This window comes from Bacillus sp. B-jedd (assembly GCF_000821085.1).
Taxonomy (GTDB): Bacteria; Bacillota; Bacilli; order Bacillales; family Cytobacillaceae; genus Bacillus_D.
Genome location: NZ_CCXR01000001.1, coordinates 4326635 through 4338977, shown reverse-complemented (window position 1 = coordinate 4338977; position 12343 = coordinate 4326635). Strand labels below are relative to the sequence as shown.

Below are 12343 nucleotides of genomic sequence, written 5' to 3'. Positions count from 1 at the left end.
TCGTGAATGGGTTATTATGATCATGATTATCAAACGAGATATAGAGAACCAGAGCCTAAAAAGAGTAAAAAAGGAACTTTTTTTTCAAGCCTGCTTGGCGCGGTCATTGGTGCCTTGCTCGTCATTTTAACAGTTCCATACCTTTCAAATGCAGGCTTGCTTCCGTATAAGGTCGAGCCTACGAACAAAGCGGAGGAAGCGGCTCCTGTTGGTGGCAGCCTCGGGTCCGACGGGCAAAAAAAAGTTGCGTACGATGTTGAGACCGATGTGACGAAAGCGGTCGACAAGGCGGCTGACGCTGTTGTCGGGATCAGCAATATCCAGACTTCAAAAGGCTTCTGGTTAAGCGAGGAACAGGAAAGAGCGGCCGGAACCGGATCCGGCGTCATCTATAAAGTAGCGGGAAACAAAGCGTATATTGCAACAAACCACCATGTTGTCGAAGGGGCGACTGAACTGGAAGTCACCTTATCAGACGGCAGCAAGATTCCCGGCAAGCTGAAAGGCAGCGATGTGTGGACAGACCTGGCGGTGGTTGAAGTCGATTCGGACAAAATTAAAACCGTTGCCGAGTTCGGCGATTCAGATGCATTAAAGCCTGGGGAGCCGGTTATCGCCATCGGCAATCCGCTCGGGCTGACCTTTTCCGGATCGGTGACAAAAGGAATTATCTCCGGCCTCGAACGGGCGATTCCTGTTGATATTAACCAGGATGGCATTGCCGACTGGCAGGCTGATGTTATCCAGACAGACGCTGCCATCAATCCAGGCAACAGCGGAGGCGCGTTGATCAATATCGCAGGGCAGGTCATCGGCATCAATTCAATGAAAATTGCCCAGAGCGCGGTGGAGGGAATCGGACTATCCATTCCAATCAATTACGCCGAGCCGGTCATTGCCGATCTTGAGAAGTATGGAGAAGTCAAAAGGCCTTATATGGGCATTGATTTGCGGTCAGTAGCCGATCTGCCGGCATCTTTCCAGCAAAACGACCTCAAGCTGCCTAAGAGTGTGAACTATGGGGTTGCTTTAAGAAGTGTGGTCCCTAATTCACCTGCCGATCAAGCAGGGCTTAAAGAGCTGGATGTTATTGTCTCAATGGATGGAGAAAAAATTACCGATGCGATCGATTTGCGTAAGCATCTATACAATAAAAAGAAAATCGGCGAGAAAATGAAGATTATCTATTACAGGGCAGGCAAGCAAATGGAAACGACCATGGTGCTTGGTGAAGGGGATATATAAGAAATGAGCGGGGGAGCCAGAGGCTCTCCCGTTTTTCGGTTCGGCAAACAATTCCCCTAAACGCATGAGGACTCATTCCTCGCTACAGCCATTATATCGGGGTGTTCCCCCTAAATTAATACGCCGGATACTTCAAGCGGGGTTAGTGCATTCGTCTTATTGATATAAATAAACGCATCGTACCGTTCGGATATCGAAGATGGAACATAGTTGCCATAACGCTCATAATCAGGGTTATACACTACGCCAATCGCCCGGTGGCCAATTGTGTGCTTAAATAAATTTCTATTTTTCTCTGTAAAAATAAGAAGTTTATCGTGTGCTCCTGCTCTATAAAGCAGATCTTCCCAGCTACCGGCAACAGCGGGCGGAGTAATCATTTTTTCAAAATTGACGCCCCATTCAGAGGCTGCGATAACAGTCCCATGGTTTGTACCGAAGCCAACAATAAACACGTTTTCTTGTCCAGCCTGTTCTCTTAAGAGTTGTCCTACATTTACAAGTCCAGCATTTTCCATATCGGTAGCCCTGGCGTCCCCAACATGTGTATTGTGTTCCCAAATGATCCCTTTGGAACGATGGCTATAAAAAGAATCAATTTTATTTAGAACCTCAACCATGTGGCGGTCTCGTATATTCCATGATTCATTATCATTTGTAACCATTGTTGTGTAATAGTTTTCCGCATTTGCTGTAATAAGTGCATTGATTTCTATGTTCAAGCTGCTTTCCTGTGTATCCTGATACGTATGTTTGTTCAAGCTGATTTTTGTTAGCAGCTGTGCTACTTCCTCGTGGCAGCCTTCGGAATAAAATGCGGATGACAAAGCATATTTCTCCGCTTCGCGGTTAAAAGGCTCAAAACAGGCGAACGCTTTCTTTGCGGCTTCAAGGTCGGGAGAGTTTCTTTCCTTTAGATACTTAAGAATTTCGTCCATAGATTCCCATAGGCTATAAAGATCAATCCCATAAAAACCAACTTTGTCCTCATTTTGCTTTCCTTGATTATATACTTTTAGCCATTCAATTAAGTTGATTATTTCTTCATTTGCCCACATCCAGGTTGGCCAGCGTTTAAAGGACTTGAGGACTTCACGCGCATTTTTATATTCATCTGTATACCCTTTAATATAGCGGTTAATTTCCTGGCATTCCGGCCAATCTCCTTCGACTGCAATGAAGGTGAACCCCTTTTCAGTGACTAACCTTTTGGTAATCTCCGAGCGGATTTTATAAAACTCAGACGTTCCATGGGAGGATTCCCCCAGCAAAACGTACTTCTGTTTAGAAATGGCCGAAATGACCGGATCGAGGCCATCGCCGGGATTCGCCATTGGAATAGAATGTTGTTGTATCGCTGATAACTGGTTACTTTCCATCAGTTAGCTACTTTCATTTTTATATTCTGCATTATACGAATTAGCTCCGGAATGGACAGAGAGGAGGGTATCAGCATATCCGACCAATCGGTTCACCAGCTCATCAGAAATCGCATAAACGAAATGATGAAGCGACTCATTATGTAAGGCTGGGTCATCAAATATTATCGTCGTGTTTATGAAGATTTCCTTTGTATCGTATAAGTTATAATGGATCATAACCTTGCCAGCAGCCCCGCCAGTAAGAGGATCTTTGTAACCCGGTAAAAAGACATACCACTCCTCTGCTGAAGGAGACCGGAAGTTTTTCGTGAACACCAGACCTCTTATTTCCTCATCTATCTTTTTTTTCATTAGTGAATCAACTACTTCGACTATTTTATTGTCCATAAAAACCTTCTCCGCTGAATTTCAAATACCATCCCATTTTGTAAGGATAGACGCGAATGTTCATCAAGTTGGATACCTTCGTCCATTAGATGTACAACCATATCTTTTCCTAAACGATTAAAATTACAAAAAATATTATTTAAGCGGGGGAGCCCCGGATAGATTACGGCTTATTTATATTTGCCTGGATGTACAAGCACAAGGGGGAGTTCAGGGAAGCGTTACGACTTAACTTAAAGTTGGCATAGCTCTAGGAGGATGCACTACTCATTGGAGACTGTACTAACAGGCCAAACTAACTCAGCGTTTAACTGTGGATTGTTCATATCTAATTAATTGAGGTATAGTATGGTGTGGATAACTGGATTCCGGTTGTGGAAAATTAATAGTGTAGAATTTAACACAGAAGTAAAGACAAATTTTGTGATTAAGAAGAGGTGGAAATCTTGATTTATTGCTGCGAAGAACACGTAGATCTCGCTCTGGATATGGTTGTTGACGAGCATGAAACCTTTCCGATTTTGGAAAAAGTAGGTGTGGATAACTTATCAACAACCTGTGAATTTTGTCAAAATAGCGCAGTATATGTTGTGGCGAACGAATGATCCCATACAAGATGTGGATAGAAAATGTGGACATGTGGATAAGTTCTGTGGATAACATGTTTGTAAACTGTTTGTAACCAATTTGTAAAGGGTTGTGAATTGTGAATATCTCTGTTGTAACGGTTGGTAAATTGAAAGAAAAATATTTGAAGCAGGGAATAGAGGAATATACGAAGCGGCTGTCTGCTTATGCAAAAATCGAAATTATAGAGGTCGCTGACGAAAAGGCTCCAGAAGAAATGAGCGAAGCGGAAATGGAGCAGGTCAAGAAAAAGGAGGGGGAACGCATCCTGGCGAAGGTCAGCCCTGACGCCCATGTCATCGCCCTGGCCATTGAAGGCAAAATGCAATCGTCCGAAGAGCTCGCCGCCACCCTGGACAAGCTCGCCCTCCATGGCAAAAGCAAAATCGCTTTTATCATCGGCGGATCGCTTGGATTGAGCGGCGAAGTCCTCGCCCGCGCCAATGAAAAACTATCCTTTTCAAAAATGACCTTTCCACATCAATTGATGCGTTTGATACTGGTTGAGCAGATTTATCGCGCATTTCGGATAATTCGGGGAGAACCGTATCACAAGTGATGGTAAACAAGAAATTAGAACTTACAATTCAAATAGAAAAATTGAGGAAATTAAAAAACAACTAAATTAAATATATTCCAAAAGAGAAAGGACAAAATAAACTGGCACCCATGTCAAGGACACTATAAAAAAAGAGATTAAGCTGCTAGAAGATGATTCCTAAATTGAATAAGGGTCATCTTTTTTAAATTCCACTGGTAGCGGTAATTATTATAGTAGACCATGTAATGATCTATTCTTGACTTCAATTCCTTCAACGTCCTTGCTGATTTATAATTCACCTCATCCTTCATGTGGCCAAAGAAGGATTCCTGAGGTGCATTGTCCCAACAGTTTCCCCTCCTTGACATTGACTGGTCCAGGCCATATCCCTTTAAAAGCTTCTGGTAGCGGGGGCTTGTGTAGTGGCTTCCCTGGTCCGAGTGGATAAAGGCTTCTTCGTGAAGTGTCACTTTCTTGTTGTTCATCAATTTATGGATCGTCCGGGTCGCAATGTCCAAGGTGATCCGGTCAGACAAATGGTAAGCCAGGATTTCATTGGTGCAGGCATCTTTTACGGTCGACAAATAAGCCATACTATTACCGTTATATGGCAGGTAAGTGATGTCTGTCAGTAACACTTTTCCTGGGATTCCTTGCTTAAAGTTCCTGTTTAATTTGTTCGGAACTACTTGATGTTCCTTTGTGGCCTTGGCAATCTTTTTATAAGGATTTGGCTTTCGTTGAGGGCAGACAATCCCATACTTCCTCATGATTCTCTGGATCTTTTTGCGGCTGTAGATTGTATTAAGTTCATTCTCCAGGTTCATTTTAATGGAGCGGGAGCCTTTCTTATATCCCCGACGGTTAAAGGCCTTTAAAATAATTTCCTTCGCCTCAAGGTCTGATTTCTCCCTGGCTTCACGGATAGGGGCTGCCTGTAGATAGCTGTACTAGCCTGACCGGGAGACATCCAGCAGTTCACAAAAATATCCCGTCATCCCTTTAAAGTCATTTTGTTTAAGCGTCTCAAAAATCAGTTGGTATGCTTTATTCGGATTTAGATTTTCTCTTGCGTTTAGCAGCCTCCTTTCGGTCGTTTCTAGCTTTTTTAACAGCTCTACCTGTCCTTCTAGAAGTTCAATCCTTGCCTTTTGTCTCTCAATTACTTCGTCAGGTGAAAGCTCACGTTCCAAGGGTCTGCCCGAAGCCGTTTTCCTTGTATCTGTAAGCCCAATCAGGCCATTCTTTTCATAAGCCTTTTTCCACCTGCAGGCTGACTGCTCAACTCGTTTCATTCCGATGACATCCACTTCAAAGCCATTCTCCTCAAAGATTTGACGCGGGAGTTTACCGGCTTGGTATTCGTCTATAAATCTATTTTTAAATTCATTTGTATAGGTAATCGATCTTACACTGACTCGATGTACATTTGGATTTCCTTGAAGTATGTTTATCTCTTTAGATGAAATGTTATTTTACTCATGGTGTCCCCAATCCCTCTATAGTGAAATTCAAGTATATAAAAAATACCTGTAGGTTGAACACTCTTTTTTTCGAGTGTCCTACCTACAGGTACCATTTTAAAAGTCCTTACTCTTTTTTATTTTATAGATTAATTAATAATAACAATGTATAAGCAAAACTAAAAATATTTGTAGAAATAAGAATAGGGAGGAGTAAAAAAATTAGAAATATGAAACTAAAATAATTTCTTAACGTAATAATATGATAGTTAGCATATTAAAATTGATGGAATGTTCCAGAGTGGAGTGGAAAAATGGAGAAATTAGACAAAGATTACGTTTGGGAATGTGATTATGGTGTAAGAAAGCCTTTAGTACCGGTACTAATGGAATTATTAAAAAATCAAGATGCAACATCTCTTCAAATGGTAAATCTTTTGACTAACTCAATTCCATATAATTTAGAATTTTTCATTGTAGTAAGCTATGATAATCCTAAAGAAGGACATGTTGAGGTAATGAAGAATTTGATGAGGGCAGAAGGTTTACGTTATCGTCCAGATATTACATTTAATGAATTAAGTCAAGAAATAGGCAATAGAAGGTTTAATAGTCAAACTTTAGTAAGAGAGAGTGACGTATTAGAAGCGATGAACAATGAATTACTTTTCCCATTTGTTGAGAAAAGTAAATTAGAAAAGATGGGTTATGTAATAGATAAACCACTTGGAAATCAGATGCCTATATTCTTAAGTCATTCTTCTAAAAATAAAAGTGAAGTCGAGGATTTAATTCCTTATTTAAATGGAGCAGGATTACCTGTTTGGTTTGATAAAGTTAATATTGATTATGGCGAATCAATTGTTAAAGCAATTCAAAAAGGAATAAAACAATCTGCAGGAGTCATTTTTTGGATTACAAACGACTTTATTAATTCAAACTGGTGTGATTTGGAGTTAACTAAATTCTCAAGTAGATATGCTTCCAAAAAAGATTTATTAACGATTGCTGTAGTTCATCAGGATGTTGATATAGATAAAATAGATTTTCTATTTGATGACATTAAATATTTACATCGTAAAGATGAGAATCTAGAAACAATAGCAAAAAAGATACTTCCTTCGCTAAAAAGATATAAAAGTAATAATAACACATGATATTCTTTGATTATACATTGGAAAATATAGGTGTCTTTGGATTCGAGGTGGAATTGTGAAGGAAATAGCAAAATGGTTAATCATAGCATTGCTTATCGCTGGAATAATAGTCTTTCTTAGTATAGTTGATATACAAAAAATAGAAGTTCATTATGTAAACACGTTGTGGCGAAATTTAATTTTTATTTCGACTACCCTATTCGCGTTAATACCCTTATTGTTGATAACCCTTCTGTTGGTATTCATAGGGCTTAAAAAATGGGCCTTTCGTGTTGATAAATTAAGCATTGGTGGATTCAATGTTTTATTTGATAATCCAAACCAATTGTTTAAAAGACAGCTGCGTACGTTCTTAGATACAAAACGAACGTTATTTAAGGTAGATTTTGAACATGACAACATAAAGGAAACACTAGATTCTTATTTTGAAGTATATAAGTTTGTAAGAGATGAAATTAAGATATTAGGTGATGCAAAAAAACGGAAAAGCAATAAAGTAAGTAAAGAGACTCATCTATATGATTTGTCTAATGAAATCATAAAAGAATTAAACAATTTCTTAACTACGCATCAAAGTAACTATCGACGTTGGTATACATACTTGGAAAAAAGTGATGAAGAAAACTTTTATATGAAACCAATAGGTGAACTACAACAAAGCTACCACCACTATGAACAACTAAAAACTGATTTTGAAAAACTGAATAAATTCTTCACAGAACAGGTTTCTGTAGAATTTGACATTAATATAGAGAAATGGGGGATCCAGAGTGCATAAAACATTTATCAGTTATCATCACAAGAACGAACAAGATCTAAAAAATGAAATAATTGAAAAGTTTGGCGGAGAGGATTTTATTGATTCAGCTGTTGCCGACGGTGAAATCAATACCGATTTAAGCGAAGATGAAATTATGAGAATTATAAGAGAAGATTACTTGCATAATTCAACGGTGACTGTTGTTTTAGTAGGTTGGGAAACTGCACAACGCCCATATGTTAATTCCGAAATCCAGGCATCTTTACGCGACACTAGCAAGAATAAACATAATGGTTTGTTAGCAGTTATTCGAGATGATTTGTATAACGATATTTATACGAGTGGTACATGTTCTGATTGTGGTGGTGTAGTTCGCAATAGAAATAGTACATTTTATGAGTATTATATTCCAAATTTAATTAAGAAAAATCATACTTATTATGGAGACAAATGCCATTACAACAGTAAAGATATTTATTGTGCTGTTGTAAAATACTCTAATTTTATCAGTAACCCTGAATTTTATATTGATGAGGCATTTGATAAACGAGACAATGATTTATTAGCAATAAAGAAGATTCCAGACGAAGGTACACCACGAATAGGTAAGAACAAATCCAAAAGTTTTAAATAATTAAAAAGACATGGGTAAATCACCAACGCCTTTATTGCCTCTTAAATAACCACAGTGAACCGTACGTACCATAAGTAGGGGGAAATTAGAGTTAAGTGGAAGCCAGGAGACATTACATAAGACTTTCATTAGCTATCATCACGCTAACGATCAGGGCATACAGAACCTCATAAAATTTAGCGGAAATCATTTTAAGATAAATCTGTCTCAGATGGGGATTTTAATATAAATGATACCTAGACTATTATGCACATCGTTAGAGAAGACTTTTGAGCTGATTCAACAGTCACACAGGTAATATTAGGATACCAAACTGCACAGCGATCTTTTGTAAACTCAGAGATACAGGCTTCACTGTGGGGAGATAATCCAAACGGTCTCTTAGCCGTAATACGAGACGAAGTGTATGATCTTATTTACCAACCAAGTGAATGTACGTCTCGACTTTGTAATTGTGGAACCACACTTTGGTCACAGACGAGTCATTATAAAAACTACTTGTCAGAACTAGTCCAAAAAAATCATGAGTATGACGGATCAACAGCTCATTATACAGATGATGAAATATATTGCGTAATGCGTAATAATTAAGTACTCTACTATTATTAATAACCCCGAGAGATTTATCGATGAGGCGTCTGACAAGCGAAAAGGCAAATTCACTATCAAGAAGAAATTTCCCCCTGAAACCCCGAAAATCAAGTCCCAACCTATTTCTCTGAAGACTTCTCAGGTAGCTTCATATACAATGATGACAGGTAGCTGACACACCTGCATAAATATTTTAAACTCAAAGGAGATTCTTGGAATGGAATATGATTTATTTATTTCTCATGCATCTGAGGATAAAGAATCTTTCGTTAGACCCTTGGCACAAGTACTTAGTAAACTAAAAGTAAACGTTTGGTACGATGAATTCTCATTAAGAATCGGCGATAGTCTATCCAAGTCGATTGATATTGGATTAATTAACTCATCATTTGGAGTAGTCGTTTTAAGTAAAGCATTTATGCAAAAGAGTTGGACAGACTATGAACTTAAAAGTCTTCTTAGTAAAGAAATAGCTTACGGTAAAGTAATATTACCAATTTGGCATGGAATATCAAAAGATGATTTGCTCAATTTTAGTCCATTCCTGGCAGATAAGTATGCATTGAATACCAATGGAATGAATGAAAATATAATAGCACTTGAATTGTGCAAAGTGGTTAGACCCGATATATTAGAAAACATTACCAGACAAATGATATATGAATCATTATATGAAAATAAAGGGGAACAACTAGATATTGATATTAATCAAATAGAAGATATGTTCCCTTTAAGACATGAAAAATTACCAAAACAACTTATTAATAGAATTAAACTCGTACATAATGTTTTCAAAGACTATTATGATATTTCTCTGGAGAAGACAATTAACAATTTTAAATACGATACTAATCCCGAAAGAGAAGTGAAAATTTGGGAGGCTATGGCATCAACATATTTTGATTTGCTTGATATAATTCCAAATTCAAGAAATTTTTTAACGAAGAAAAACATTTACGGGCTTCTTTTGTGTATATCTTACTCTAATAAAGAGAAAGTTCTGAAAGAGTTTAAGAAATTCGATGAAGGAACCATAAATTTGGCTTTTAAGTTATTTAGAAGAAATTGCCCGATAAAGAACACTCATTTTGTTATCACAGAAAGAAGCAACTAACTTAACGAATCGCTTACGCCATTTACAGCCCATATTACAGAAAGTCGTGGATAGTCTTAATTAACTTAGAAACCATAGTCTACAAGCCTATTTTCATTGGTCTACAAAGATCATTAGTGACGTACCCCAAGACAACATCATCCTTTCTAAATTACGAAGGGCACTCGGCGGAGTACCCTATATACGTTACGGTGAACCGTATCATAAGTAAATGAGGTTTATAATATAAAATAAACTCTAACTTATACATGTTTTGTACAAATGTTAAAAATAATACAGTTATTAAACCGAATTCTAACGTTTTCCTTACGCCAAAATCAAATTAATTCAGTTATTGAAACCTATCCAAAGGGAGTAGTGGGTTTTCGCCGTTATTTGGATTTGCTAAACACTGCACCTGCTGAGAAAGATAATCTAAATGCTACGGATGTTAAAAATTTAATTGAAGACATTGAATACAAAGGTGTAACATTCGGTTATAAGGAAAAGGAATAATCCTCAGTAATATTAACTTTAACGTAAAGAGAGGAGAAACGATTGCACTTGTTGGCCCATCTGAGGATAGAACAAGGAATACATAATGAGCTGAGTGGAGTTGGAGGAGCATGCCAAAACTCCGTTATTTTGGTTGAATACATTCATGATAGGATGAATCTGCCTATTAGAAGGACCCAATTATTGAAACGATTGGACCAGTTTTCCTTTGTCAATTTTTTTAAAAGCTTTATAATGATAAAGGATGTATTTTAGTTTGGATTCTCTCTTAAGGCGTTTTTATCTAGCGGTTTAAGAGAAAGTTTGAAGTATAGAAGGCGGGCAGAAATTAAATGAAAAAAGTTGGATTTGATTCGGAGAAATATTTACAAGAACAATCTGCCTACATCCTAGAACGGGTGCAGCAGTATGATAAACTTTACTTGGAATTTGGCGGAAAATTGATAGGCGACAAACATGCCAAACGTGTCTTGCCTGGATTTGATGAAGATGCCAAGATCAAATTATTGAATACGCTGAAAGAAAATGCGGAAATCATCATCTGTGTGTACGCTGGAGACATCGAGCGGAACAAAGTCCGTGAAGATTACGGTATCACTTATGACCAAGATGTCTTGCGCTTAATCGATGAATACCGGGCATATGGCATTTCTGTCAACAGTGTCTTGCTCACTCGTTATCAAGGACAGCCAACAGCCAAAGTATTTATGACCAAGCTTGAGAGAAGCGGAATTAGCGTCTACACTCACAGTGAAATCAAAGGTTATCCCACAAATGTGGACGCGGTCATTGGCGACGAGGGATTTGCGATGAATCCCTATATTAAAACGACAAAGCCAATCGTGGTAGTAACGGCACCTGGCCCGGCCAGCGGAAAGCTTGCAACCTGCCTTAACCAAATGTACCATGAGAACAAACTGGGGAATAAAGTCGGCTATGCCAAATTTGAGACTTTTCCGGTTTGGAACTTGCCATTAAAGCACCCGGTAAATATCGCTTATGAAGCGGCTACCGTCGATTTGAAAGACGTGAATATGATTGACAATTATCACTATGAAGCATACGGGAAAGTAGCGATCAATTACAATCGGGATATGGAGACGTTTCCTGTCATCAAACGGATTATTGAAAGGATTACTGGTAAAGAGTCTGTTTACCGCTCACCGACCGATATGGGTGTTAATCGTTTGAAATCGGGTATCACCGACGATAACATCGTGCAGGAAGCTGCCAGGCAGGAAATCATTCGGCGCAGTTTCGTCGTAGAGAACGACTATAAAAAAGGGCTTGCCGATGAAGATAGTGTACGCCATATGCAAGTGATTTTGGAGGAGACTGACTTAAAGAAAGAGGATCGGGCACCTGTATTGCCGGCCCGTAATTATGCGAAAGCAGTCCAAGAGAGAATTGACAGTACGCATTTGCAAGCCGTAATTGCGATAGAACTGCCAAATGGCGAGATGATCACCGGTCGAACGACAACTTTGATGGATGCTTCGGCAGCCGCGATTCTGAATGGGTTGAAGAAATTGGCCAATATTGCCGATGAAATTGATTTGTTGTCACCGATGATTTTGCAGACGATTCAACGGTTGAAGACCGATGATTTGAACAGCCGAGTCCCGACACTAAGCGCCAATGAAGTGCTGATTGCACTGGCAATCAGTGCGGTCACTAACCCTACTTCTGAGCTGGCTTATAAGCAACTGCCAAATTTAAAAGACACACAAGCTCATTCTACGGTTATATTGAATAGGGAAAACGAACAGACCTTTAAGAAGCTTGGAATCGACATCACCAATGATCCAGTATATCCGACTGAGAACCTGTATTACAATTAGGTTTTGGAAAACTTCTGCCTTTTTCTTCTTACCTGAAAGCCTAAGGCAGATGCTTTTCGTTTATAGAGTTTACTAAAAAGGTGTAGTCTTCTCCTAAAGAGAGGAC

Annotated in this window: 11 protein-coding genes and 1 pseudogene; 9 read left to right on the top strand and 3 right to left on the bottom strand. The window is 38.6% G+C overall.

What is annotated here, in order from left to right:
• The first annotated feature begins 6 nt into the window (after positions 1-6).
• The gene (locus BN1002_RS21090; protein WP_048827505.1) at positions 7-1245 is read left to right on the top strand and encodes a S1C family serine protease; all 1239 of its coding nucleotides are present in this window, start codon (positions 7-9) and stop codon (positions 1243-1245) included.
• Positions 1246-1355: 110 nt separating this feature from the next.
• Here BN1002_RS21090 and BN1002_RS21085 read toward each other — a convergent pair whose 3' ends face one another.
• Positions 1356-2624, bottom strand: coding sequence for an erythromycin esterase family protein (locus tag BN1002_RS21085; protein WP_048827504.1), 1269 nt, complete (start codon positions 2622-2624; stop codon positions 1356-1358).
• Between the two features lie 3 nt (positions 2625-2627).
• Positions 2628-3014 (bottom strand): hypothetical protein, encoded by a 387-nt coding sequence (locus tag BN1002_RS21080; protein WP_048827503.1) that lies wholly within the window; start codon positions 3012-3014, stop codon positions 2628-2630.
• A 437-nt stretch (positions 3015-3451) separates the two neighbouring features.
• On the opposite strand from BN1002_RS21080, the gene BN1002_RS23495 reads away from it, so the two are divergent.
• Positions 3452-3619 carry a CxxH/CxxC protein gene (locus tag BN1002_RS23495; protein WP_442853403.1) on the top strand — a complete coding sequence of 56 codons (168 nt, stop codon included), beginning with the start codon at positions 3452-3454 and terminating at the stop codon, positions 3617-3619.
• 101 nt (positions 3620-3720) lie between these two features.
• Positions 3721-4200, top strand: a complete 480-nt coding sequence (rlmH, locus tag BN1002_RS21075) for a 23S rRNA (pseudouridine(1915)-N(3))-methyltransferase RlmH (RefSeq protein ID WP_048827502.1) — start codon at positions 3721-3723, stop codon at positions 4198-4200.
• 137 nt (positions 4201-4337) lie between these two features.
• Here the strand turns inward: rlmH and BN1002_RS23490 are convergent.
• Positions 4338-5651 (bottom strand): annotated as a pseudogene (locus BN1002_RS23490) (IS3 family transposase).
• Positions 5652-5959: 308 nt separating this feature from the next.
• Here BN1002_RS23490 and BN1002_RS21060 point away from each other — a divergent pair.
• From BN1002_RS21060 to BN1002_RS21035, 6 genes are all read left to right on the top strand, one after another.
• On the top strand, positions 5960-6802 hold the full coding sequence (locus BN1002_RS21060; protein ID WP_048827499.1) for a toll/interleukin-1 receptor domain-containing protein: 843 nt from the start codon (positions 5960-5962) through the stop codon (positions 6800-6802).
• Between the two features lie 55 nt (positions 6803-6857).
• Positions 6858-7580, top strand: a complete 723-nt coding sequence (locus BN1002_RS21055; protein ID WP_048827498.1) for a hypothetical protein — start codon at positions 6858-6860, stop codon at positions 7578-7580.
• Positions 7573-8196: a TIR domain-containing protein gene (locus tag BN1002_RS21050; RefSeq protein ID WP_048827496.1), complete on the top strand. Its 624-nt coding sequence runs from the start codon at positions 7573-7575 to the stop codon at positions 8194-8196. The genes BN1002_RS21055 and BN1002_RS21050 overlap by 8 nt, the downstream gene beginning before the upstream one ends.
• An 808-nt stretch (positions 8197-9004) precedes the next feature.
• Positions 9005-9901 carry a toll/interleukin-1 receptor domain-containing protein gene (locus tag BN1002_RS23070; protein ID WP_052445664.1) on the top strand — a complete coding sequence of 299 codons (897 nt, stop codon included), beginning with the start codon at positions 9005-9007 and terminating at the stop codon, positions 9899-9901.
• Between the two features lie 261 nt (positions 9902-10162).
• Positions 10163-10396 (top strand): hypothetical protein, encoded by a 234-nt coding sequence (locus BN1002_RS23935; RefSeq protein WP_197072843.1) that lies wholly within the window; start codon positions 10163-10165, stop codon positions 10394-10396.
• 332 nt (positions 10397-10728) lie between these two features.
• Positions 10729-12237: a DUF1846 domain-containing protein gene (locus tag BN1002_RS21035; RefSeq protein WP_048827494.1), complete on the top strand. Its 1509-nt coding sequence runs from the start codon at positions 10729-10731 to the stop codon at positions 12235-12237.
• Positions 12238-12343: the final 106 nt, after the last annotated feature.